This is a genomic window from Anaerostipes rhamnosivorans (assembly GCF_005280655.1).
Lineage (GTDB): Bacteria > Bacillota > Clostridia > Lachnospirales > Lachnospiraceae > Anaerostipes > Anaerostipes rhamnosivorans.
Genome location: NZ_CP040058.1, coordinates 302696 through 327590 on the forward strand (window position 1 = coordinate 302696; position 24895 = coordinate 327590).

Sequence of the window (24895 nt, forward strand, 5' to 3'; positions counted from 1 at the left end):
TAGGAATGGAAAAAAGAGAGGTTTTATTTACTAATAAGGATTTGAAAAGCTTAATCATCCCGCTGATCATTGAGCAGATGCTGACTGTGACTGTGGGGCTGGCCGACTCCATCATGATCTCAAGCGTGGGGGAAGCCGCAGTTTCCGGTGTTTCGCTGGTGGACAGCATCATGGTCCTGTTAATCAACATGTTTGCTGCCCTGGCTACCGGCGGCGCAGTGGTGGCCGGGCAGTATCTGGGACAGAAAAAGCATGTGATGGCCTGCAAGACCGCAGATCAGCTGATCCTGTTTATTTCAGCCCTGGCGCTGGCCATCATGGCGGGGATCTATGCCATGCGGGGACTGATCCTTCACGGAGTGTTCGGGGCCATTGAGCCGGCGGTCATGCACAATGCGGAGGTCTATCTGCTGATCGTGACCGCATCTATTCCATTTTTGGCAGTCTACAACGGATGCGCGGCGCTGTTCCGGACCATGGGCAATTCCAAGATCGCAATGCAGATGTCCTTGTTTATGAATGCCATCAACATCATCGGAAACGCTGTTTTGATCTACGGCGTCGGTATGGGAGTGGAAGGGGCGGCGATCCCGACACTGGCTTCCAGGGTGATTGCGGCAGTGGTTATTTTGGTTTTATTAAAAAACAGAAACCAAGCCGTACATATCAGCAGAAATTTTCATTTTAAATTTAAGGGATTTCTGGTGGGGAAAATTTTAAATATCGGAGTTCCCAACGGGGTGGAGAACAGTATGTTCCAGCTGGGAAAGATTCTTGTGCTGAGCCTGGTGGCGGGCTTTGGAACTTCTGCCATCACCGCAAACGCAGTCAGCAACATGGTGGCTCTGTTTGAGATCATTCCGGGTATGGCCGTGGGGCTTGCGGTGCTCACTGTGGTATCACGGTGTGTAGGCGCAAACGATTATGAGGCAGCCCGTTATTATACAAAAAAGCTGTTAAAGATCGCCTATGCTTCGCTGCTTATATTTAATATTTTTATCGTTTTCATACTTCCAGTCATCATAAGAGCTTATCACCTTACACCGGAGACTGCGGCCATTACCAGGAGGATTCTGTTGTATCATACTCTATGCTGTGTGACTATCTGGCCGGTTTCCTTCACCCTGCCAAATACACTGAGAGCTTCCAACGATGCGAGATATACAATGGTCGTTGCCATTATCTCCATGTGGATCTTTCGCATCTTTTTCAGTTTTGTTCTGGGAAAATGGCTTGGATGGGGAGTGTTCGGGGTATGGGTTGCCATGACCTTAGACTGGGCAGTGCGTGCTGTGCTGTTCATGATCCGTTACTTCAGAGGCAAATGGCAGTACAAATCCATCTGAGTTTTCCTTGACAAGAGGGAGGATATCGTGTAATTTAATAGATATAAACTATCGGTTTGATAGATATAAGTTATGAATGTAGGAGAACATCATGTCAGCAAAAAGAGAAATGTCAAATGCATATGCTTTTTCATTTTATTTCTGGGGTTATTACTTTAATCCTGGCTTTTTGCGCTACAATGAATCATCTCCTAGAACCAAGTAAAGTTTAATCGTAATAGATTATGTTTAGGACCTGTATTCTTGTAGTAGAATACAGGCCCTTTTTTATTTCATTGGAAAGTACCTCCTATGAAATAAAAAGTCCAACGGACATTATGCACACAAATCAAGGAGGAGAAGGTATCATGATTATTATTTTAAAGAGTGACGCAAAGGATCAGCAGGTAGAGGCATTAAAGCAGGAGATGGAGTCCCAGGGGTTTGCCATCCACGAATCTGCCGGCATTAATACAAAGCTTTTAGGGCTGATCGGGGATACTTCCAAAGTGGATGTGGACCATGTGATGGCCAATGACATTGTGGAGACCGTGCAGCGGATTCAGGAGCCATACAAAAAAGCCAACAGAAAATTCCACCCCAATGACACGGCTGTGGATATTTCTGGGGTCAAGATCGGCGGAGGAAACTTTCAGGTGATCGCAGGTCCTTGCTCCATCGAGACAAAGGAGCAGATGACAGAGGTGGCCCAGCAGGTAAAAGAGTCAGGGGCAGGGTTCCTGCGAGGAGGCGCATTTAAGCCGAGGACATCGCCTTACGCTTTTCAAGGACTTCACGATGAGGGGCTGAAGCTTTTGCTGGAGGCAAAAAAGGCCACCGGACTTCCTGTCGTCACAGAGATCATGGATGCCAGCCATCTCCATCTGTTTGAGGACGTGGATCTGATCCAGGTAGGGACCAGGAACATGCAGAATTTTGAACTGTTAAAAGAACTAGGAAAGATCGACAAACCTGTGCTTTTAAAGAGGGGAATGGCCTGCACCATTGATGAATGGCTCATGAGCGCCGAGTACATCATGGCAGGGGGAAATGAGAACGTGATTCTTTGTGAGCGTGGGATCAGGACCTATGAGACTGCAGTGAGGAATACACTGGATCTGTCCGCCATCCCAATGATCAAAAAGAAATCACATCTGCCAGTGATCGTGGATCCATCCCATGCCACAGGAATCCGGTTTATGGTAGAGCCAATGGCTCTGGCTGCCATTGCGGCAGGGGCTGACGGGCTCATGGTGGAAGTTCACAACAATCCGGCCAAGGCGCTCTGTGACGGTCCCCAGTCTCTGACCCCGAAAGGATTTGACCAGATGATGAAGAAGGTAACTAAAACAAGAGACTTCTTTCAAAATTTATAATCTTTTGTTATACTGGTTCCAGACTAATTGGAAAAGGAACCAGGACAAAGGAGCAGTAAAATGAAAGTGATCGCAGGACTGGGCAATCCCGGCAGGCAGTATGAGAACACAAGGCATAACATCGGATTTGCGGCTGTTGACTATATTGCCGGGAAAAACCAGATAGAATTTTCTACAAAAAAGCATAAGGCGCTCATTGGAAGCGGATACTTAGGAGGGCAGAAGGTCCTGCTCATAAAGCCGCAGACCTTTATGAATTTAAGCGGGGAAAGCCTCCGGGGAATCATGGATTTCTATAAGCTGGACCCTTCGGATTTTATCGTGGTCTTTGATGATATATCTCTGGATGTTGGGCAGGTTAGGATCAGGAGAAAAGGAAGTGCTGGAGGACACAACGGGATCAAGAGCATCATCAGCCATCTGGGCAGCATGGATTTTCCGAGGATTAAGATCGGCGTGGGAGAAAAACCAAAGGGATATGATCTGGCAGATTATGTGCTTGGGCATTTCTCTAAAGGAGAGAGGGAAATCTACGATGATGTGTTCCCGGATGTGGACGATGCGGTAAAGCTTATGGTAATGGATGACATATCCGGAGCCATGAACCAATATAATAAAAAGGCGAGGAAGTAACCGCAGCAGAAAGTAAGGAATGAGACGTGTTAGAGCAGATTTTTGAAAACGATGCAGTATATGGACAGATAAAAGCAGGCCTTGAGCGTCATCAGGGTCCTGTTTTGGTGTCCGGATGTACTGACGGGGCAAAAGCCCACTTGGTCAGTACATTTAAAGGAAAGAAGAAACGCGGAAATTATAAGATCATTGTGACGGCAGATGAGAATAAGGCCAAGGAATGGGCAGAGAATTACCAGTTCTTTGGGGGAGATGCCATCTATTTTCCTGCCAAGGATCCGCTGTTTTACAGCGCGGATGTCCATGGAAATGCCATCGCAAAAGAGCGGCTTAGGGGGATTGAGAGCATCATAAAAGGACAGGGTGGTGTATTTATTCTATCCATTGATGCATTAATGGACCGGGTCGTGCCCCTTTCTGAGATCAAGAAGAACCGGGTGACCATCAGCCTGGAGACAGAAATTTCTGAGCAAGAGATCACAAAAGAATTTACGGCCATGGGATATGAGAGAGCCCCGTTTGTGGAGGCTGCCGGTGAATTTGCCGTGAGGGGCGGGATCATAGACATCTACCCGTTTACCTCGGACTGCCCGTACCGGATCGAGCTTTGGGGAGAGGAAGTGGATTCTATCCGAAGCTTTGACGCCCAGAGCCAGCGGTCCATTGAGGAGATCAAAAGCCTGACGGTTTATCCGGCCACGGAAATCGTGTTAAGTGAGGAGCGGATCACTGCAGGGCTTAAAAAGATCCAGGCAGAATATGAGGACCTGGCGGCGAAGTTCCACAGTGCGTTTGAAACGGACAAAGAGGTCAGGCTGAAAAAGGAATACAAAAGGCTCAAGGAAGAACTCTCCGAGCTTTCCATGCTCATCGGTGTAGAGGGGTATCTTCCGTATTTTTATGACAAGCTTGTATCCTTTTTGGATTATTTTCCGAAAGAAACCACAGTCTACGTGGATGAGCCCCAGCATGTGGAAGAACGGGGAAAAGGCTTTTATCTGGAATTTACTGAGAGTATGAAAAGCCGTCTGGAGGCAGGATATCTTCTGCCAAGCCAGATGGAAACGGTATCCTGTTTTGAGGAGGCGTTGAGCCGTCTGATGAAGCAGCAGACGGTCTTTTTATCCGCGCTGGCTTCCGAGGTGAAGTATGCACCGGGCACAGAGACCTTTTTTATGGAAGCGAAGTCTGTTCAGTCCTACAACAACAGCTTTGAGCAGCTGGTCAAGGACCTGAAAAGGTATCAGAAAAAGGACTACAGGATCCTGGTGGTGTCACCGTCCGTCACAAGAGCTAAGCGTCTGGCGGAGGATATGAGGGAGAATGGTCTTACGGTCACTTATGATAAAAAGCCCTCAGAAGAGATGGCTCCGGGACAGATCGTCATCACCCCTGGGAAATTAAAAAGCGGCATTGAATATCCTGAGACAAAGTGGGTGTTGATCTCCGAGAGTGATATATTCAGCGGAAGAAAAGAAAAACGCAGGAAAAAGGCGGCGTTTAAAGGCAAGGGCGAGAAAATAAAGAACTTTGCTGATATTTCTATCGGCGATTATGTTGTGCATGAAAAACATGGTGTCGGCATTTACCGGGGGATCGAAAAGATCACCGTGAACAATGTGGAAAAGGATTATATCAGCATCGAGTACAAGGGCGGCGACAATCTGTTTATTCTGGCTTCTGCTTTGGACCAGATTGCCAAGTACGCCAGCGCTAATGCAAAGAAGCCCCGGCTTAATAAGCTGGGAGGAAATGAGTGGAAGAAGACCACAAAGCGGGTCAAAGGCCAGGTCAGGGAGACAGCAAAGGAACTGGTGGAACTGTATGCGGTCCGCCAGGCCAAGGAAGGATACGTGTGTGATAAGGATACCGTTTGGCAGAAGGAATTTGAGGAGATGTTTCCCTATGAGGAGACGCAGGACCAGCTGAATGCCATTGAGGATGTGAAGAGGGACATGGAGAGCACAAAGATCATGGACCGGCTTATCTGCGGCGATGTGGGATACGGGAAAACGGAGGTTGCCATCCGGGCAGCGTTTAAGGCAGTGACCAACGGAAAGCAGGTGGCCTATCTGGTGCCCACCACCATCCTGGCTCAGCAGCACTACAATACATTCTGTGAGCGATTTAAAAATTATCCTATGACGGTTCGAGTCATGTCCAGATTCTGCAGTCCAAAGGAACAGAAAGAGACCATGGAGGGCCTGAAAAAAGGAATCGTGGATGTGGTCATCGGGACACACCGCCTGCTGTCCAAGGATATGAAATATAAGGACCTGGGACTTTTGATCATTGACGAGGAACAGCGGTTCGGCGTGGGACACAAAGAGAAGATCAAAACCCTGAAGAAGGACGTGGACGTGCTGTCCCTGTCTGCGACCCCGATCCCCAGGACTCTGCATATGAGCCTGATTGGAATCAGGGATATGAGCATCCTGGAAGAACCTCCCCATGATCGGCGGGCCATCCAGACTTACGTGATGGAATATAATGAAGAATTGGTCAAGGAAGCGGTCCACCGTGAGATGACAAGAGGCGGGCAGGTATATTATGTATATAACAGGGTTAATAACATTGCCGAGATCACCAGTGGGCTCCAAAAGCTGCTTCCGGATGCCAAAGTGGCTTTTGCCCACGGGCAGATGAGGGAGAGGGAGCTGGAAAATATCATGATGCAGTTCATGGAAAAAGAGATTGACGTTCTTGTCTCCACCACCATCATCGAGACAGGGCTGGACATTCCCAATGTAAACACGATGATCATCCATGATGCCAACCAGCTTGGACTTTCCCAGCTCTATCAGCTCAGAGGGCGTGTGGGACGGTCCAACCGGAACGCATTTGCATTTTTAATGTACAAAAGGGACACCTTATTAAAAGAGACGGCAGAAAAAAGACTTCAGGCCATCAGGGAATTTACAGACCTGGGATCTGGATACAAGATTGCCATGCGGGATCTGGAGATTCGTGGCGCAGGCAACCTGCTTGGGGAAGAGCAGTCTGGGCATATGGAGGCCGTGGGTTATGATTTGTACTGCAAGATGTTAAATGACGCGGTACTGCGGCTTAAGGGAGAACTTTCAGAGGATTCTGATTTTGATACAACGCTGGATCTGAACATCGATGCGTTCCTGCCATCTGCCTATATCCGCAATGAGGTGGAGAAGCTGGAGCTCTATAAGAGGATCTCTGCCATCGACACGAGAGATGAGATGGAGGATATGCAGGATGAGCTTTTGGACCGTTTCGGCGATCTGCCGGCGGCAGTGGTCAATCTGCTCCACATTGCACTCTTAAAATCTATGGCACATCACGCCTATATGACTGATGTGAAGCAGAAGGGCGAGAAAGTATCCTTTGAGATGAATCCCAAGGCAAATGTTCAGGTGGAGAAAATCCCGGATGTCTTAAACGAATTTCCGAAGGAACTTTCCGTCAGTGCAGGAGAACACCCTGTGTTTGTCCTGGACTTGTCATCCTCCAAAAAGAGTGAGTGGCTTTCAAAAATTGAACATTGTGTGAACTCTTTGGATGCGTTGATTATCAGATAGTTATGTAGTATAATGCAAAATGGAAATAAATTAAATGGAGGAAACGAAGAATGAAACGTGTAGCGAAAAAGATAGCATGTCTCACGGCAGTCATGGCTTTGTGTGTTGCCTTATTGGCAGGCTGCAAAAAGCAGGATGACAGGAAACTGTTTGAATATGCAGGAAATAAGGTGACCTATAAGGAAGCCCACGTATATGCAAGAATTATGCAGTACAGCGCAGAACAGCAGTACGCTGCATATTTAGGCGATAAACTGTGGTCAACTCAGGTCGGGACCGACAAAAAGGGCAAGAAGATCACAATGCAGGATTCTATCAAAGACAATGTCATCAACCAGATTAAGACCGTAAAGGTGCTGGCAGCCCATGCAGATGACTACAATGTAAAGCTCACATCTGATGAGAAGAAGCAGTTGGACGAATCCGTGAAGTCATTTACCAAAAATGAACTCGGGAAACGTGTGATGAAGGTGACAAACGCAGATAAGGATTACATTAAAGGAATCCAGCAGGAAAATCTCATCGCGCAGAAAGTAATGAACGCCATCATCGAAAAGGCGGATGTGAAGGTGACGGATGAGGAAGCGAAAACTGTAAAAGTATACAAGCTCGCCTTCACCACAAAGAAGACTGATAGCAAGACCGGCAAAGAAGTGGACATGACGGCAAAGGAAAAAGCTGCACAGAAGAAGAAAGCCAAAGAAGCGTTAAAGGCTATCAAAAAGGGCCAGAGCGTCAAGTCTGTAGCCAAGAAGTATAAAGTGGATTCAGACAATGAAGAAAGCTACACAAAAGGAAAAGCTACCCTCGGAACAAAGTTTGAAGAAGCCGCCTCCAAGTTAAAGAAGAACCAGGTCAGCGGTGTGATCGAGACTGATGACGCATATGTCATCATCAAGATGCTGAATCCGAATGTTAAGAGTGCCCTTGCCACATCCAAGAGTACACTGCTGCAGGAAAAACAGCAGGCTGCATACCAGAAGGTATACAAAAAGTGGACCAAAGATGCAGACAAGAAGTGGGACGATGATAAGAGCATCAATCAGAAACTGTGGAAGAAGATCACATTTAAGTACAAAGCAACAACCACAGCAACGGAAAAGACAACAACAGAAGCGACAACCACTGCAAAGCAGAAAAAAACTACAGAGAAGAATAAATAAAACATCTCTGTCCAAAGGCAGCCCTGACCCGGCTGCCTTTCTCTTGTTCCATAGGAAAGTTCTTTGAACCTCCCTATGGAACAAAAAAGCCCTGCGGGCACTATGCACACAAATGCGTGAGGGGTTGGGAGGAGAAGTGGCTTGCCACTTTGTTTAAAAGTAAGAAAGAGAGGAGAATGCGTATGGAATTTAAAGTCGGCGACGTGATCAAGATGAAAAAGTCCCATCCGTGCGGGACCAACGAATGGGAGATCTTAAGAGTGGGTATGGACTTTCGTCTGAAGTGCTCCGGGTGCGGACGGCAGGTGATGGTTTCCAGGAAGCTGGTGGAGAAGAATTTCCGCGGATTTGTGAAAAAAGCTTGCGATTAGCAGGAATTTATGGTAATATATCAACTTGTGATATATAAATTTATCCTTGCTCTTGGCAGAAGACCAAGAGCCGAAAAGACCAGAAGGAGGTGCAGATAACATGAGTAAATATGAACTCGCATTAGTCGTGAATGCTAAGATCGAAGACGAAGCAAGAGCAGAAGTAGTAGAAAAGGCAAAAGCTATGATTACAGACGCAGGAGCTGAGATCAAAAACGTCGATGAATGGGGAAAGAAGCGTTTAGCTTACGAGATCCAGAAGATGAAAGAAGGATACTACTACTTCATCCAGTTCGACGCAGAGACAGAAGTTCCGGCTGTTTTAGAAGAAAAACTTCGAATTACAGAAAATGTATTACGTTATTTAGTCGTAAAACAGGATGCCTAACATTTTGATAGGCAGGAGGAATCCAATATGAATAAAGTGATTTTGATGGGCCGTCTTACCAGGGACCCGGATGTGAGATACTCACAGGGTGAAAGAGCGACGGCAGTTGCAAGATATACTTTAGCTGTTAACAGGAGATTTAAAAGGGATGGCGAACCGGATGCAGACTTTATCAACTGCGTCGCATTTGGACGTGCCGGCGAATTCGCCGAGAAGTATTTCCGTCAGGGAATCAAGATCGTCATTTCCGGAAGGATCCAGACAGGCAGTTACACCAACAAAGACGGAATGAAGGTCTATACAACCGACGTGATCGTGGAGGAACAGGATTTCTGCGAGAGCAAAGCGGCTACAGACCAGTATAACGGGGGAGGCATGCAGACAGCCAATCCTTCAAAACCGCCGCAGCCAAGCCAGGCCGCAGGAGATGGTTTTATGAACATTCCGGACGGATTGGAAGAGGAACTGCCATTTAGTTAAATAGGAGGTTTAATCATGGCTTACAATAGAGGTGATTCTCCGAACAGGAGAAGAGGCGGACGCAGAAGAAGAAAAGTATGTGCATTCTGTACAGAAGCCGATGCCGTTATCGATTATAAAGATGTAGCGACATTAAAGAAGTATGTTTCTGAGAGAGGTAAGATCTTACCGAGACGTATCACAGGAACATGTGCAAAGCATCAGAGAGCTGTCACAAGTGCTATCAAAAGAGCAAGACATCTCGCTTTAATGCCTTATACACAGGATTAATAAAAGACAAGCCGCCGTATCCTTATGGGTATGGCGGCTTTTTTGACCTGACCTGCCAGTCATGCTATAATGAAAAATACAATATTTGAATCCGAGGTTTAAGGAGCTGTACCATGAAAAATAAAAATACAAGTGTAAATATCAGTAAAGATATCATTTGGCCGGTTCTGGCAGGACTGTTGTTTCTGATCGCGGACATTCTGGTATTTTCTATTGATGTGAAGTCAGGTGTGATCCTGGCCTGCTTTGTGTTCGTTTTTCTGCTGTTTTCTTTGTTTTATTATCCCTACCATAAAAAGAAAATGATGCAGGAAACTATGGACTTTATGTTTGAGCAGAGCCGTGTCCAGAATCATCTGATCAAGGAACTGCCCCTGCCCTATGTACTCATCGGCGGGGACGGAGATATCATGTGGTATAATCAGGCGTTTGAGAAGATCCTGGATGGGAAGAGCATATCCAAGCTGCAGCAGATGTTTCCGGAACTGGACAAAAATCTTCTGCCGTCGGAGATGAACCACTCAGTTTCCCATGTAAAAAAAGAGACACTGGAGAAGGACCAGGAAAGGACCTGCTTTTATAAGATCGAGTTCGTCAGGATCCAGATGGACAGCCTCATTGATGAGGAGACGGAGAGCAAGTCAAAGCAGTGGCTCAGGGATCAGTCTATGGTGGCTGCTTACTTTTTTGACCAGACCATGCTCAAGATGTATATGGAGCAGAACGAAAACCAGCGGATGGTGGTGGGGCTGATCTATATTGACAACTATGAGGAGCTGCTTGACAATGTGGACGAGGTAAAGCAGTCCATGCTTCTGGCGTTAGCCGATCAAAAGATCAACAAGTTTATCCAGAATATTTCCGGTATCGTTAAGAAGACGGAGAAGGATAAGTATCTGATCATCTTTCAGCAGAAGTATCTGGAGAAGGTAAAGAAGGAAAAGTTCCATATCTTAGAGGAAGTAAAAAGCATCAACCTGGGCAGCAGCGGCAATATGACGCTGAGTATCAGTCTTGGGATCAACGGACAGAGTTATCAGGAGAATTACGAGGCAGCGTGTACGGCTATGGATCTAGCCCTGGGCCGCGGCGGTGACCAGGCGGTGATCAAAGACGGTGAAGATATTTCTTACTTTGGGGAAAATGCAGCCGTGGTGGAGAAAAACACCCGGGTCAAGGCCAGAGTCAAGGCGCATGCGCTGAGAGAGCTTCTGGAATCCAAGGATAACGTGGTCATCATGAGCCACAAGATACCGGATCCGGATGCCATGGGCGCTGCGGTGGGTCTGTACCGGCTGGGTCTATCTCTGGGAAGAAAAGCCCATATCGTTATGAATGAGGCGACGATCTCCGTGCGCCCTATCGTGGAGGAACTTCTGGCGTGTGAGGAATACGATGAGGATATGTTCATTACCAGCGATACGGCTAAGGAGATTACAGACGACAATACACTGCTGATCGTGGTGGATGTGAATCACGCAAGCTATACAGAGTGTGAGGAGCTTCTCGATCAGACCAACACCATAGTCATACTGGATCATCACAGGAAGGGCAAGGAAACCATCAAATATCCAGTACTCTCTTATATTGAGCCATATGCGTCATCTACCTGTGAGCTGGTAGCGGAGGTTCTGCAGTATATTGCTACAAAACCCAAGCTCTTACCAGTGGAGGCCAATGCCATGTATTTTGGCATGCTCATAGACACGGATAACTTTGTCAACAAGACAGGTGTCCGGACATTTGAGGCCGCGGCCTTTTTAAAGCGCAGCGGAGCCGACTTAAATAAGGTCAGGAAGATGTCCAGGACCAGTCTGGATACCTACAAGATCCGGGCCAAAGCAGTCAGTGACGCTGAGATTATGTACGGTTCTTTTGCCATTGCCACTTTGGTAGGTATCGGAATCGACAGTCCTACAGTAGTGGGAGCCCAGGTGGCCAACGAGCTGTTGGATATTGACGGGATCAAGGCATCCTTTGTGCTCACTGGCGTGGAGGAGCGTGTCTATGTCAGCGCCAGGTCCATCGACGAAGTAAATGTCCAGAAGATCATGGAACAGTTTGGAGGCGGGGGACATCTGACGGTAGCCGGAGCCCAGATGGTGGATGTATCCCTTTATGACGCAAAACAAATCATCAAAGGAACTCTGCAGTTTATGAAAGAGGAAGGAGACATATAAGATGAAGGTTATTTTATTACAGGATGTAAAAAATGTAGGGAAAAAAGACGATATTATTGACGCAAACGACGGATACGCAAGAAATGTGCTCCTGCGCAAGGGGCTTGGTGTGGAGGCAAGCAAGAAAGCAGTCAACGATCTGAAGCTTAAGAAGGCTAATGAAGATAAATTAGCAAAAGAAAGATTAGAAGAGGCAAAGAAGTTTGCTGAGGAGCTCAAAGAAAAAGAAGTCATCTTGACAATGAAAGTGGGAGAAGGCGGAAGAACATTTGGTGCCGTATCTACAAAAGAGATCGCCGAAGCTGCTAAGAAACAGCTTGGATATGACTTGGACAAAAAGAAGATGCACACAGAGCCGATCAAGACGCTTGGCGTACACAATGTGGAGGTCAGAGTGCACCCGAAAGTGACTGCCACGTTAAAGGTGAAAGTGAAAGAGGATAAATAAAGACAATGGATGAGGCATTTATCAAGAAGATACAACCGAACAGCATGGAGGCCGAACAGTCTGTCATCGGAGCGATGATCATGGACCGGGATGCCATCGCTGACGTTTCTGATATTGTCACCAAGGAGGATTTCTATCAGAAGCAGAATGGGATCCTCTTTGAGTCCATGTCAGAGCTTTATAAGGAGGGGAAACCGGTTGACTTGGTCACCCTTCAGAATAAGCTGAAAGAAAAAGATGTGCCGGAGTCCATGAAAAGCCTGGAATTTATAAGGGATCTCTTAGAGGCTGTACCTACGTCTGCCAATGCCAAGCAGTATGCCCAGATCGTCAAGGAGAAGTCTACCTTAAGAAAGCTGATCAGAGTCACCGAGGAGATTACAAAGGACTGTTATCTTGGAAAAGAGGAAGTTCCGCTGATCCTGGAGAAGACGGAGAAGGATGTATTCGGGCTTCTGCAGGAGGCCAGCGGCCGTGAAGATTTTGTCTCCATTGACCAGGTAGTACTCAACACGCTGGAGAGTATAGAGGAAGCGGCAGCGTCCGACGGAAGGATCACAGGGGTTGCCACGGGGTTTGATGACCTTGATTTTAAGCTTACGGGTCTTCATCCGTCAGAGTTAATCATGGTGGCTGCAAGACCGGCCATGGGTAAGACCGCATTTGTCTTAAACATCGCACAGCATGCGGCGGTGAGGAAGAATGTTCCTACAGCTATTTTCAGTTTGGAAATGTCCAAGGAGCAGCTGGTGACCCGTATGATCTCCATGGAGGCCATGGTGGATTCCCAGGCGATCCGTACCGGAGAGCTCCAGGAGACCGAGTGGGAGAAGATTATGGAGAGTGCCGGTACCATCGGGCGTTCTCCGCTGATCATAGATGATACTCCGGGTATCACGGTGGCGGAACTAAGATCCAAGTGCCGGCGCTATAAACAGACATACGGTCTGGGCCTGATCATCATTGACTACCTGCAGCTCATGTCAGGCGGTAAAAAGTCAGAGTCCAGACAGCAGGAGATCTCCGAGATCTCCCGTTCCCTGAAAGCGCTGGCCAGGGAGATGGATGCCCCGGTTATCGCTCTTTCACAGCTGAGCCGTATGGTAGAGCAGAGGAAGCCGCCGAAACCGGTCCTGTCTGACCTTAGAGAGTCCGGTTCCATCGAGCAGGATGCCGATGTGGTCATGTTTATTTACAGGGATGATTATTACAATGAGGACTCGGAGAAAAAGGGTCTTGCGGAGATCATCGTGGCTAAGCAGAGAAACGGTTCCACCGGAAGTGTGGAGCTTGTCTGGTTAGGCCAGTACACCAAGTTCGGGAATAAAGAAAAAATCAGGATGTAGCCTGCAGAATATGTGAGAAACCGTCGTCTTTTAGAGGGCGGTTTTTCTTGTCCGCAAAAGTACTCCCACCTTATAATAAGTAAGAAGAAAGGAAGGGACTTATGAAGGAAAAAAGACGAATGATTTCTGAAGCGGCCAAAGAATTAGGGTTAGAAACCTATACTCTGAGGGCCTGGGAGGAAGAGCTGAAACTTAATATTCCGCGGAATGACAAAGGCTACCGTTACTATGGGGAAAAAGAATTACATACATTTATGAAGATCCGTGATATGAGGGATGAGGGTATGAGCATGGATGAAATCAAAGAAGCTCTGCCGAAGAATGTCATTCCTTTTCCCGCAGGCGGGAGCAGTGTGGGTCCGCAGGATAAAATGGAGCAGTTCCAAAGTGTTATGGTTAAGATTATGGGACGAGCTTTAAATGAGCAGAAAAACCAGCTGAGCAGGGACATTGGGGATCAGGTCTCCAGGCAGGTGGCAAAAGAGATGGATTACCAGTTCCGTCAGAAGGAGGAGTCAGAAGAAAAGCGGTTCCAAAAAATTGATGAGTTGATCCGTCTGCAGCAGCAAAGCCGGGAAGAGATCGCAGCTACAAAAGAAAGAGGCTTCTTTTTCAAAAAGAAAAAAAGAAACCGCGAATAAAAATATTAAATGACTTTTTAAAACAAAAAAGAGATGCCTTTTGGCATCTCTTTTTATGTACCGATTATTCCTGGCTGATAGCGCCAGTTGGACATCCGTCTGCGCAAGCTCCGCAGTCTAAGCATGTATCTGCGTCGATTACGTACTGTCCGTCCCCTTCGCTGATAGCTCCTGCCGGGCAAGTTCCTTCGCAAGCTCCGCAAGAGATACAAGCGTCTGAAATTACATATGCCATATCTATGTTCCTCCTTTAGAAAGTTGTGTATGAAATGGCGGGTGACCCGCCTTCCAGGTACTTTTCATTTTAATATACTTAATATACAATATCAAGGGAATTCCCATGAATTATTGTATTTTTAACTGTAATGTATTATACTAAATGAGATTCTTCCCCGTAGGTTTTATAGGGAAGAGGATCGATTGTTAAGAATGGAGGTAACGTCAATGAATACAATCACAAAGGACATGGTAATCGGTGATCTGCTGGCCCTTGACCAGAATTTCGCGGCCATCTTAATGGCATCCGGCATGCACTGTGTAGGCTGCCCGTCTTCCCAGGGCGAGACACTGGAAGAAGCGGCTTTCGTTCATGGCATGAATGTGGATGAACTGCTTGGAAGACTAAATGAATATATGGAGACAAAACAGGCTTAATGCTCTGTCGCCATAAGGCTTAGAGGACAACCCTCGGAATGATGATTCTGGGGATTGTCCTCTTTTTTTGTTCCATAGGAAAGTTCTTTGAACCTCCCTATGGAACAAAAAAGCGTTACGAGACGTTGCGCAAAGGTATTGCGCATGCTTGTGATGAGCAATCCAATGAGCAACTTTGGGACCCAATTCAGATTGTTTTAGTGGGTATTACAGGGTTACAATTTAAGAGTAATAAGAACGAAATGAAAATAAAAAGAAAAGGAGTGATAATGTTTGAAACGCGACATGATTTACAAAGAGCTGATTCAGCTGGATATGGAAGCGGCCGACACCGATGACTTTTTTAATAAGATGGCTGCGAAACTAGAAGAGCTCGGTTTTGTAAAGGATTCGTTTGTGGATGCAATCAAGACAAGAGAGAAAAACTTCCCGACGGCACTTGCTGTAGAGCCGTATCCGGTAGCGATCCCTCATGCAGACCCGGAACATATCCTGAAGCCTTTTATTGCGCCAGTCAGGTTAAAGGAACCGATTAAATGGTGCGAGATGGCAGCAAACGATGTGGAACACGATGTGAGGTTTGTCTTTATGCTGGGCTTCAAGCGGTCCGATGAACATGTGGAACTGCTTCAAGTGCTGGTGGCCAATTTCCAGGATGAAGATCTGATGAAACGTCTTATGGAAGCCAAGACAAAAGAAGAGTACATGGAAGCGATCCTTTCTATGGAAGGATTATAAGTATCAAATGAAAGTAAATACAATTAGGGGATTATCTCAAGAAAGGAAATAAAAATTATGAAAAAGATTATTGTGGCATGTGGAAGCGGAGTAGCAACATCTCAGACAGTGGCGAGCAAGGTAAACCGTTTATTAAAGGAGAATAAGGTAGACGCACAGGTGGAAGCCGTAGACTTAAAGTCTGTGGACCGTTATATGGATTCCAGTGCAGCATATATCGCTATCACTAAGATTGACAAGGAATACCCGATCCCGGTTATCAACGGTATCGCATTCTTAACCGGTGTGGGACAGGATGCCGAGCTTCAGAAGCTGATCGACGCCTGCAAGTAAGAGAATGGAGAACTACAAAAGACACATTGTAAGAGGATGAAAGGAGAGATTGTATGCAAGCATTAAGTTCAGTTGTCAATTATCTATTAAGTTTGGGGGCGGCGATTTTTGTGCCGATCATTATCATTATCGCCGGACTGATCGTAAGGATGAAGGTGAAGGATGCGGTTTCCGCCGGTATCACACTCGGGGTGGCGTTTACAGGAATGACAATGCTCATTTCCTTCATGACGGATACCATCAGCCCAGCGGCTCAGGCCATGTTAAAATCAACCGGTATTTCACTGCCTATCGTGGATGGAGGCTGGACCACCATGTCAACCATATCCTGGTCCTGGCCGTATGCGTTTTTAATGTTCCCGCTGTTGATCATCATCAATGTCATCATGCTGGTCATTAACAAAACAAATACATTCAACGCCGATCTTTGGAATGTATGGGGTAAGATTTTTACTGCCGTTGCCGTTGTAGCCATCACAAAACCTCATTTTGGAGGGGCAGGATCCATTGCCTGCGCATTTGTGGTAGCAGCTATCCAGATCATTTTTGAGCTGAAAGCGGCAGATATGCATCAGCACAGAATCGAGAAGCTTTCCGGAATTCCGGGTGTAACCTGTACCCATAAGATGACCTTCCTGGCAGCTGTCATGTATCCGATCGACTGTATTTTAAAGAAAGTACCTGCATTAAACAAACAGTTTGACGCAGCGGCATTAAAAGATAAAGTTGGTATTTTTGCAGAGAACCATATCCTTGGATTCATTCTTGGTATTATTTTCGGAGTTCTCGCTAGATACAGTGTAGCAGATACTCTGACCCTGGCGATTAAGGCAGCGACAGCGCTGACTCTGTTCCCGGTTATCACAAAATACTTTATGCAGGCATTGGCTCCGATATCTGAGGCAGTCAGTGACTTCATGAATAAGAAGTTCTCAGGAAGAACGCTTGTGGTAGGGCTTGACTGGCCGTTCCTCGGAGGATCCAATGAGATATGGCTGGCAGTGATCTACTCTGTGCCGATCACATTATTATTCTCTATGTTCCTGCCGGGAAATGAAATCCTTCCGTTTGCAGGTATCATCAACCTTGCACTTGCCGTACCAGCATTCCTTGTTACCGGAGGAAACCTGATCCGTATGATTATTCTCTGCACCGTCTTCGCGCCGGTATTCTTATGGGTTGGTACTGCGTTCGCGCCGTTTATGACTGACCTTGCAAGGACAACAGGAGCAGTATCTCTGAAAGCGGGAGAGATGATCTCCAACAGTTCCATTGATGGACCGATCCAGACTTACGCTTTCTCCCATGTATTTAAGGTACTGGACGGAAACTTTATTCCGCTGGCCATCCTGGTCGTCTGGGTGATCTGTTTTGTACTCTACTACAGAAGCCTTAGCAAAGAAGCACAGCAGGAAACAAACAACTAAACGTTTTAGACATAGAAAAGGGGAAGAATTATGCAGAGGTTTGTCAATGATCCGGATTACGTCGTAGAAGATATGCTCAAAGGGTTTTTAAAAGCCCACGGAGATCTTGTCGCGAAGTCTGAGGCCAATGACCGTGTGGTAAAATACATAAATACACCGGTGGAAGGAAAGGTCGGACTGGTAACAGGCGGCGGCAGCGGACATGAACCTGCTTTTCTTGGCTATGTCGGAAAGAATATGGTGGATGCTGTGGCAGTCGGCGAAGTTTTCTCTTCGCCGTCCGCCCAGGCATTCTATGACGCATTTATGGAGGCGGACGCTGGAGAAGGCGTGGCCTGTCTGTTCGGAAACTATGCCGGAGACAACATGAATGTAAAGATGGCTGTCCGAAAAGCTAAAAAAGCCGGCGTCACTGTAAAATATGTAACCGCAAACGATGATGTGGCCTCATCTCCGAAAGAAACGAAAGAAAAACGCCACGGTATCGCAGGCGGCGTTTTTATGTGGAAGATCGGGGGAGCCAGAGCCGCGATGGGAGGCAGCCTGGATGAGGTGATCGCTTCTGCTCAGAAAGCTGTGGACAACACAAGAAGCATCTGTGTGGGATTAAGTCCATGTGCTATACCGGCTGTAGGGCATCCGAATTTCCAGATTGAAGAAGGAACCATGGAAGTGGGTATCGGACATCACGGGGAGCCGGGCATCAACGTTCAGGAACTAGAGCCTGCCAAGAAGGTCGCCAGGAATATGGCGGAGACCGTAGTGGAGGATCTGGAGATAAAAGACGGAGAAGAGGCGGCAGTGCTGCTTTCTGGTCTCGGCGCAACTCCGGTGATGGAATTATATGTACTGTATGATGAGATTGAAGCGTACTTGAGAGAAAGAGGGATTTCCGTTTATAAAGTTTTGATCGGAGACTATGTGACTTCACTTGATATGAACGGAGCTGCTCTGACCATTATGCGGCTGGATGACGAATTAAAAGAACTGCTGGACCATGAGGCAAAGTCACCGGGCATTGAGGTCAGCAAGTAGCAGCAGATACGATGAAAGAGGGATTCTAGTGTATTTAGACGAAAGAGGCTATTTAGTATTAAAAACAATTGTAAATAATCCGTCTATAACTGGAAAGGAAGTAGAGCAGTCTTTAGATTTGTCCAGGAAGCAGGTCAGCTATACGATGGATAAGATCAATCAATACCTGGCGGATAACGGGCTGCCCAAAATTGAAAGACTGCGCACTGGTAAATTCGTGATACCGATTCCTGTGCTGGAACAGTACCGGACCGAGGATATCGGTATGAAAGACAGTACCTATGTGTATTCAGACAAGGAACGGGGAGCACTGATCTTTTTGATCCTTCTGTGTGCCAGGGAAGAACTGTCAATTTATCATTTTACATCAAAGCTGGACATCAGCAAGAATACATTTCTGATCGACGTTAAAAAACTGGAAGAAAGACTGGCAGCCTACGGGCTTGGTATCCATTACAGCAGACAGGATGGGTATCATCTGGCGGGAAGTGAATTCTGCAAAAGAGAGGCTATGATTCCGATCATACGTCAAATTTTAAACATGCCCAACGGGCAGGAAGCGATCATGGAGATCTCCCAGGTGGACCCGGAGCTCATGAAACAGGTACGGGGACAGATCAGTGTGATCGAAAATAAACTGAAGATCCGCTTTACAGACGAGAGGCTTCGGGAGCTTCCCTACATCCTCTGTCTGGTGCTGATCCGCATCAGAAAAGGGAGGATACTGGAAGATCTGCCGGAATCCTTTCAGCATATCGCAGGAACCAAAGAATACTCTGTTATGGTGGAGTTTGCCAAGGAGCATGACGTGGTATGGCAGACGGAGAAGATCTTTTTTGCAGCGCAGATCCAGATATCCAACTACCACAGTTTTCAGTCGGATAATCTGCGTAGTGAAGTGGAGATCATGGAAGCGGCCAGACAAGTCATCGACAATTTTGAAAAGATCATATGCGTTAACATTAAAGAACGGGATATCCTTCTGGAAGCTTTATTCCAGCATGTGAAGCCGGCGTTTTACCGGGTGAAGTACCACTATCATATCGAACAGAGCATTGTAGATATGGTACTCCCCAGATACAGCTCCCTTCATGCCATGGTCAAGAAGTCTATGAAGCCGTTGGAGGAACTTGCGGGAAACGAATTTCCGGACGAAGAGCTGGTCTATATCACCGCACTTTTTGGAGCATGGCTTCAGAGAGAAGGGATTCTGGACATCCAGGATCAGAAAAAACGGGCTGTAATTGTCTGCGCAAATGGGGTATCAGTGTCTAATTTCTTGTTTTTTACTCTTCGGGAGCTGTTCCCGGAGATTGAGTTTTTGACCTGTCTCTCCATGAGGGATTTTACAGAATATAAGGAAGAGTTTGAGCTGGTCTTTACTATGGTCCGCCTGGAGACTGACAAGCTTCAGTTTCTGGTCAAACCATTCTTAGATGAGGCTTCCAAACATAAATTCCGGGAAAAAGTATTAAGTGAGATCAACGGCATCATGCCCCATGAGGTGGATGTGACAGAGATTTTAAGGGCTGTGGAGCAGCATGCGGTCATTGAGGACCGGGATGCATTGGTCCGTGAGATCAACAGAGTCTTGAATCCGGCCACTGTCCAGGGAGTTTCAGAGAGGATGCCGGAGATGAAGGAACAGCCTATGCTGGCGGATGTGCTGGTAAAGGAAACAGTCCAGGTGTCGGAGAAACCACTGGCCTGGGAGGAAGCGGTGAGAACAGCGTCAGCTCCGCTGCTTTTACGGGGAGATATTGAGCAGAGGTATGTAGAACGGATGATCCAGATCATCCGGGAGGACAAACCTTACATCATGATCGCAGACGGCGTCATCATTGCCCATGCAGGCGTGGAGGACGGAGCCGGAAGGATCTGTATTTCACTGTTAAAGCTTCCGAAAAAGATTGATGTGAACGGTTACCTAAAGGCGGATATTGTTATTGTCCTGGGCACACCGGATGCCACAAAGCATCTGGGGGTTTTATTCCAGCTCAATGAGATACTGGAGGATCCGTCTGCGCTAAAAAAACTAAAACAGGCAAAACAGCCGGAAGACATCCTTAACATTGTCCAAAAAGAAAAGGAGAAATCATTATGTTAGAATCATTAAAGAAAGATGTAGTTGAGATTGCAAAGAGAGCACAGAAGGATGGATTGTGCAAACATCTGTCAGGGAACTTCAGTGCCAGAGATAAAGAAACCGGATATGTGGTCATCACACCGACTCAGGTAGACAGAGAACTTCTCACCCCAAGGGATATGGTAGTCTTAGATTTGGATGCCAATGTGATTGAAAACCTTTCAGGACTCCGTCCTACCAGTGAGTCTTTGATGCACTTACAGATCTATAAGACAAGGCCGGATGTAAATGCCGTTGCACATACTCATTCTATGTATGCCACCACATTTGCAGTGCTGAAAAAACCAATTCCGGCTGTTGTATATGAGGTTGCCAACCTTGGCGTGAGCAAATCCAGAATCCCGGTAGCACCTTACGGACGTCCAGGATCCACAGACCTTTCTGACAGTGTCATTGAACCGGTTCAGGAAGCGGACTGCTTCCTTCTCCAGGGACACGGCGCCGTTGCCGTAGACGGCAGGGAGATCTATGATGCTTACCTAAAAGCTTCCTACATTGAGGAGCTGGCACAATTATACTTCAACTCCCTTGTTGCCAACGGAGGGCAGGAACCGGATTACTTCCCGCCGGAAGAATTGCAGAGCTGGGCTTATCCTTCACAGATCAAATTTCCAAACAAATAAGGAGCGTGAATCATGAAGAAGATTATCAATGAGCCGGATCATTATTTAAAAGAGATGCTGGAAGGCATTTATATTGCGCACAAGGATATGGTCACCTGTACTGACGATGATCTGCAATGCCTTGTAGCAAAGCATAAAAAAGAAGGAAAAGTCGGTATCGCCACAGGAGGCGGTTCTGGACACCTTCCTTTGTTCCTTGGATATGTAGGCGAGGGCATGCTGGACGGATGCTGTGTGGGGGATGTATTCCAGTCTCCAAGCGCAGACCAGATGCTGGCCGTGACAAAGGAGATCGACAGCGGAGCGGGAGTTCTCTACATATATGGCAACTATAACGGAGACATCTTTAACTTTGATATGGCTGCAGAGATGGCGGACATGGAAGAGGATATCCGGGTAGAGACTGTGCTCGGTGCCGATGACGTGGCTTCTGCAGGACCGTCTGCGCCGGGTGAGAAAAGCACCCGCCGCGGAGTGGCCGGTATCTTCTTTGTTTTCAAATGTGCAGGCGCTGCCGCAGACAAGATGATGGATCTGGACAACGTAAAGAGAATCGCAGACAAGGCAAATGCCAATGTAAGGACTATGGGTGTCGCACTGACACCGTGCGTGGTGCCGAGAGTAGGAAAAGCGGGATTCTCCATTGGAGAAGATGAGATGGAGATCGGCATGGGAATCCACGGTGAGACAGGAATCCGCCGCGGGAAGATTGAACCGGCAGACCAGATTGTGGATGAGATGTTGAACCAGATCGTAGCGGACCTTCCATACGAGAGTGGAGATGAAGTGGCAGTTTTGGTAAATGGATTGGGAGCCACCACACTGGATGAACAGTACATTGTGACCCGCCGTATTGACAAGGTCCTCGCAGAAAAAGGCATCAGCGTTCACAGATATTATGTGGGAGAATACGCTACAGCTCTGGAGATGGCAGGATTCTCCATCTCGCTGCTGAAGCTGGATGACGAGCTGAAAGAAATGCTGGATACGGACGCAAAGACACCATTTTTCCGGCAATAAGCAAGGAGGCATGTGAAAGGATGGACAACAGTTATTTAATCAGACTTTTAAAAGAGATCAGTGATATTATGGCTGAAAACAGAGAGCATCTGATCGAAATGGACAGCATCGTCGGAGACGGCGACCTGGGGCTTACTATGGGTGACGGATTTAAGGCTGCCTACGAAAAGGTTGCAGACGGTTCCATTACGGATGCCGGCAAGCTTTTATATCAGGCAGGAAAGGCTATGGCATCTGCCGTACCATCCACCATGGGCACTTTGATGGCGTCAGGACTCATGCAGGCTGGGAAAGTCCTGAAGGGTACGGAGACACTTGAGAATGCAGATGTGGCAAAGCTGTTTGAAGCCTATGAGGCTGGAGTGGCAAACAGGGGAAAGGCCAAGGTGGGAGAGAAGACATTCATCGACGGCATCCATCCAGCAGTGGAGAGCCTGAATGCTGCAGCAGCGGAAGGTGTTTCGCTGGAAGATATGGCAGCAGGGGCAAAAAAAGCAGCCGAGGAAGGTTTCCAGAATACGACCACTATGCTCGCCGTCCACGGACGTGCAGCAACCAGAGGAGAGGCTTCCAGAAGCCTTGAGGACCCTGGAGCTTATGTGGCAGTTTTGATCATGAAAGCTTTTGAGAACAGCACCAAATAAATAACATTTATGTGATCTACTGGACCGGTACAAAAGAGTGCCGGTCTATTTTTGTGTCATAGGAAATTCCTATGACACAAAAAACGCTCCGTGGGGATGCACACAAATGCGCAAGGAGATTAATTGACTTTATTATAATCCCGTTCTGCAGTTGTTATTCGAGTTAATAAATGTTATAATCAAAGTATAAAAAACTAAATATTTAAATAATTAAAAGGGGAGAAACAATGATAGATAGAGATTTAACAGGAAGAGAAACTTTGATCATGAAATGTATATGGTCAGCGGGTAAGGAAATATCTTTGCAAGAGGTCCAGAAAGACTTGAAAGAGATGTATGACTGGGATGCGAAAAGATCTACAGTCCGTACTTTTTTGACTAGTATTGAAGGGAAAGGCTTCATTACAATTGAGAGAAGAGGAAGATATTCTTATATAAAACCTTTGATTAATGAAGAAAAATATAAGAGAGATCAGGCAGAGAAAATGGTGGATTTTTGGTATGAGGGTTCCACAGAGGGACTGATCAAAACATTAATAAGCGGGAAATTATCTGAGGAGGACGAACGGTATCTAATGGAGGTACTGGGGGATTTAGATGAATGTTGAATGGGGTTATATGACAAGCCAATAACTAATAATTTCGTATAAAAGATAAGATAAAATACTAAAGATCAGAGCATATAATTATTAAAAGAGAGGGGGAATCCATATGAATGAATAAAATCCATGCAATACAAGGCGGTCAACCTTATCTGCAGAAGCAGATAACCGTATGGAATGGATATATAAATATGTTATCACTTAAAACGAAAGAGGACAATGAGGAAATGTAGGATTATTAGGGAAAGGATTTCATATGGGATATACAAAATTCAAAAAGGCTTTCATTTGTTTTGCAATGTCTATAATGATCGCTGGATGTTGTGTACTTCAAAGCCAAGCGGCGGAAGAATCTGAGAAGACAGAGACAAATGATGATCTTGATACACATGTAGATGATGGGGTACCGGGAAAATTAGATCAGGATGATTTTGATACAAAAGAAGATTATCAGAACTATTTAGAGAAACATCCAGAAGAGCGGATGAAGACTCGTGCCACTCAAGCATTAGAGAAACCAAATGTACATGCAGACGCTACGCTACGTTATACAATTAATGGACTAAAAAGTACTGCTGCAATTCAGAAAACATATATTGGTTCTACATATGTTTATGTGATACAAAGAAGTGGGGATAATTCTTAATTTATCAAGATGTATTATTAATGGGAGTAAAGCAACGTATAAGGATCATATGTTATTGAAGAATTTTGGACATGGTCAAACACTTGAATGGTTTGAACATAAGAACAAACCGTTCTTTTGGGTGACTTGTAAAGCAAATACTGCATATGATAAGCGCTGGGGAACACAGATTGGAAGACTGGAATATCAAGCCGGTAAGACTGTTGATTATACTTCCATTACACGATTCTCTCATCTAAGTTATGCCAATAAAAGTGGAAAATCTTTTGGTTCAGCAAAACGAGTGGACGCAGCATTATCTAGTGATAAAAGTAAAATTCTTTTTTGGGTAAAGGATACAGATAATGAGATTCAGTACAGTTATTATAATACCGCAAAGTTGAATGCGGCACTGGATAAAAAGGTTTCTGCAACATCTAGATATGTACCTTGCACAGATAATGCTATTAAATCTGCATGTTATGCTTCTTTTCGTCAATCAGGTAACAATAGAGTGTTACCACACGGATCTTGTCAGGGATTAGAATTTTCTGATGCACTGTCAATTTATATTGCAGGAGGTGCCGCAGGTGATACTCCACAAATTGCTAAGATGACAGGCAGTGGTTCTAATTTTAAATTTTCATATCTTGCTGAAATTAAACATAAAAAATTTAACAAAACGGAGACAGAAATTGAAGGTTTACAGTTAAAAGGGGATAATGTTTATTTTGGAATAAGCGATAAATCAAAAGGTAATACAAATCCAGCCTGTATATATTCTATTCCAAAAAGTATTTTTAAGAAATAGGCAAGAGAATGAGTAGCTAAATGGAATGTTACATTAATGGTCAATTTGATTTAAGGAGGTAAAGA

General features: G+C 46.0%; 26 protein-coding genes. 25 read left to right on the forward strand and 1 reads right to left on the reverse strand.

The genetic code is table 11. From position 1 onward, the window contains the following. Window positions 1-5 precede the first annotated feature (5 nt). The 13 genes from AR1Y2_RS01495 to AR1Y2_RS01555 all read left to right on the forward strand — a co-directional run bounded on the left by AR1Y2_RS01495 (window position 6) and on the right by AR1Y2_RS01555 (window position 14172). Window positions 6-1346, forward strand: coding sequence for an MATE family efflux transporter (locus tag AR1Y2_RS01495; RefSeq protein ID WP_137327374.1), 1341 nt, complete (start codon window positions 6-8; stop codon window positions 1344-1346). A 347-nt stretch (window positions 1347-1693) separates the two neighbouring features. Continuing rightward, entirely contained in the window at window positions 1694-2701 is a 1008-nt protein-coding gene (aroF, locus tag AR1Y2_RS01500; protein ID WP_137327375.1) for a 3-deoxy-7-phosphoheptulonate synthase, read from the forward strand. Window positions 2702-2761: 60 nt separating this feature from the next. Continuing rightward, window positions 2762-3334 (forward strand): aminoacyl-tRNA hydrolase, encoded by a 573-nt coding sequence (gene pth, locus AR1Y2_RS01505; RefSeq protein ID WP_137327376.1) that lies wholly within the window; start codon window positions 2762-2764, stop codon window positions 3332-3334. 26 nt (window positions 3335-3360) lie between these two features. Then, a complete protein-coding gene (mfd, locus tag AR1Y2_RS01510; protein WP_137327377.1) occupies window positions 3361-6885 on the forward strand; it encodes a transcription-repair coupling factor in 3525 nt (1174 codons plus the stop codon). Window positions 6886-6935: 50 nt separating this feature from the next. Beyond that, the gene (locus tag AR1Y2_RS01515) at window positions 6936-8048 is read left to right on the forward strand and encodes a peptidylprolyl isomerase (RefSeq protein ID WP_137327378.1); all 1113 of its coding nucleotides are present in this window, start codon (window positions 6936-6938) and stop codon (window positions 8046-8048) included. Window positions 8049-8230: 182 nt separating this feature from the next. Beyond that, window positions 8231-8419, forward strand: a complete 189-nt coding sequence (locus tag AR1Y2_RS01520) for a DUF951 domain-containing protein (protein ID WP_137327379.1) — start codon at window positions 8231-8233, stop codon at window positions 8417-8419. A gap of 100 nt (window positions 8420-8519) precedes the next feature. Next, window positions 8520-8807 (forward strand): 30S ribosomal protein S6, encoded by a 288-nt coding sequence (rpsF, locus tag AR1Y2_RS01525; RefSeq protein ID WP_175403559.1) that lies wholly within the window; start codon window positions 8520-8522, stop codon window positions 8805-8807. A gap of 27 nt (window positions 8808-8834) precedes the next feature. Continuing rightward, window positions 8835-9287 (forward strand): single-stranded DNA-binding protein, encoded by a 453-nt coding sequence (locus AR1Y2_RS01530; RefSeq protein ID WP_137327381.1) that lies wholly within the window; start codon window positions 8835-8837, stop codon window positions 9285-9287. Window positions 9288-9302: 15 nt separating this feature from the next. After that, window positions 9303-9557 carry a 30S ribosomal protein S18 gene (gene rpsR, locus AR1Y2_RS01535; protein WP_006567633.1) on the forward strand — a complete coding sequence of 85 codons (255 nt, stop codon included), beginning with the start codon at window positions 9303-9305 and terminating at the stop codon, window positions 9555-9557. Window positions 9558-9670: 113 nt separating this feature from the next. After that, window positions 9671-11737, forward strand: coding sequence for a DHH family phosphoesterase (locus AR1Y2_RS01540; RefSeq protein WP_137327382.1), 2067 nt, complete (start codon window positions 9671-9673; stop codon window positions 11735-11737). Between the two features lies 1 nt (window position 11738). Then, complete coding sequence (rplI, locus tag AR1Y2_RS01545) at window positions 11739-12185, forward strand: 50S ribosomal protein L9 (RefSeq protein WP_137327383.1); 447 nt, start codon at window positions 11739-11741, stop codon at window positions 12183-12185. A 5-nt stretch (window positions 12186-12190) separates the two neighbouring features. After that, the gene (gene dnaB / locus AR1Y2_RS01550) at window positions 12191-13531 is read left to right on the forward strand and encodes a replicative DNA helicase (RefSeq protein WP_137327384.1); all 1341 of its coding nucleotides are present in this window, start codon (window positions 12191-12193) and stop codon (window positions 13529-13531) included. Between the two features lie 101 nt (window positions 13532-13632). After that, the gene (locus AR1Y2_RS01555; protein ID WP_137327385.1) at window positions 13633-14172 is read left to right on the forward strand and encodes a MerR family transcriptional regulator; all 540 of its coding nucleotides are present in this window, start codon (window positions 13633-13635) and stop codon (window positions 14170-14172) included. A gap of 64 nt (window positions 14173-14236) precedes the next feature. Here the strand turns inward: AR1Y2_RS01555 and AR1Y2_RS01560 are convergent, their stop codons facing one another. Then, window positions 14237-14407, reverse strand: coding sequence for a DUF362 domain-containing protein (locus tag AR1Y2_RS01560; RefSeq protein ID WP_006567628.1), 171 nt, complete (start codon window positions 14405-14407; stop codon window positions 14237-14239). A gap of 209 nt (window positions 14408-14616) precedes the next feature. On the opposite strand from AR1Y2_RS01560, the gene AR1Y2_RS01565 reads away from it, so the two are divergent. The 12 genes from AR1Y2_RS01565 (at window position 14617) to AR1Y2_RS01620 (ending at window position 24830) form a co-directional block, all read left to right on the forward strand. After that, window positions 14617-14826, forward strand: a complete 210-nt coding sequence (locus AR1Y2_RS01565) for a DUF1858 domain-containing protein (protein WP_137327386.1) — start codon at window positions 14617-14619, stop codon at window positions 14824-14826. 273 nt (window positions 14827-15099) lie between these two features. After that, window positions 15100-15564: a PTS sugar transporter subunit IIA gene (locus AR1Y2_RS01570; RefSeq protein ID WP_243118819.1), complete on the forward strand. Its 465-nt coding sequence runs from the start codon at window positions 15100-15102 to the stop codon at window positions 15562-15564. A gap of 57 nt (window positions 15565-15621) precedes the next feature. Continuing rightward, window positions 15622-15897: a PTS sugar transporter subunit IIB gene (locus AR1Y2_RS01575; protein ID WP_137327387.1), complete on the forward strand. Its 276-nt coding sequence runs from the start codon at window positions 15622-15624 to the stop codon at window positions 15895-15897. A 53-nt stretch (window positions 15898-15950) separates the two neighbouring features. Continuing rightward, the gene (locus AR1Y2_RS01580; RefSeq protein WP_137327388.1) at window positions 15951-17324 is read left to right on the forward strand and encodes a PTS galactitol transporter subunit IIC; all 1374 of its coding nucleotides are present in this window, start codon (window positions 15951-15953) and stop codon (window positions 17322-17324) included. A 30-nt stretch (window positions 17325-17354) separates the two neighbouring features. Then, on the forward strand, window positions 17355-18359 hold the full coding sequence (locus tag AR1Y2_RS01585) for a dihydroxyacetone kinase subunit DhaK (RefSeq protein ID WP_137327389.1): 1005 nt from the start codon (window positions 17355-17357) through the stop codon (window positions 18357-18359). Window positions 18360-18387: 28 nt separating this feature from the next. Then, window positions 18388-20466 carry a BglG family transcription antiterminator gene (locus AR1Y2_RS01590; protein ID WP_137327390.1) on the forward strand — a complete coding sequence of 693 codons (2079 nt, stop codon included), beginning with the start codon at window positions 18388-18390 and terminating at the stop codon, window positions 20464-20466. Then, complete coding sequence (locus AR1Y2_RS01595) at window positions 20460-21128, forward strand: class II aldolase/adducin family protein (RefSeq protein ID WP_137327391.1); 669 nt, start codon at window positions 20460-20462, stop codon at window positions 21126-21128. Before AR1Y2_RS01590 ends, AR1Y2_RS01595 begins: the two co-directional genes overlap by 7 nt. Window positions 21129-21140: 12 nt before the next feature. Continuing rightward, on the forward strand, window positions 21141-22148 hold the full coding sequence (locus tag AR1Y2_RS01600) for a dihydroxyacetone kinase subunit DhaK (protein WP_137327392.1): 1008 nt from the start codon (window positions 21141-21143) through the stop codon (window positions 22146-22148). 20 nt (window positions 22149-22168) lie between these two features. Beyond that, window positions 22169-22792 carry a dihydroxyacetone kinase family protein gene (locus AR1Y2_RS01605; protein WP_137327393.1) on the forward strand — a complete coding sequence of 208 codons (624 nt, stop codon included), beginning with the start codon at window positions 22169-22171 and terminating at the stop codon, window positions 22790-22792. Between the two features lie 227 nt (window positions 22793-23019). Next, window positions 23020-23400: a BlaI/MecI/CopY family transcriptional regulator gene (locus tag AR1Y2_RS01610; RefSeq protein WP_137327394.1), complete on the forward strand. Its 381-nt coding sequence runs from the start codon at window positions 23020-23022 to the stop codon at window positions 23398-23400. 250 nt (window positions 23401-23650) lie between these two features. Next, window positions 23651-24040 (forward strand): hypothetical protein, encoded by a 390-nt coding sequence (locus AR1Y2_RS01615; RefSeq protein ID WP_137327395.1) that lies wholly within the window; start codon window positions 23651-23653, stop codon window positions 24038-24040. Between the two features lie 49 nt (window positions 24041-24089). Further along, window positions 24090-24830 carry a helveticin J family class III bacteriocin gene (locus AR1Y2_RS01620; protein ID WP_137327396.1) on the forward strand — a complete coding sequence of 247 codons (741 nt, stop codon included), beginning with the start codon at window positions 24090-24092 and terminating at the stop codon, window positions 24828-24830. Window positions 24831-24895 lie beyond the last annotated feature (65 nt).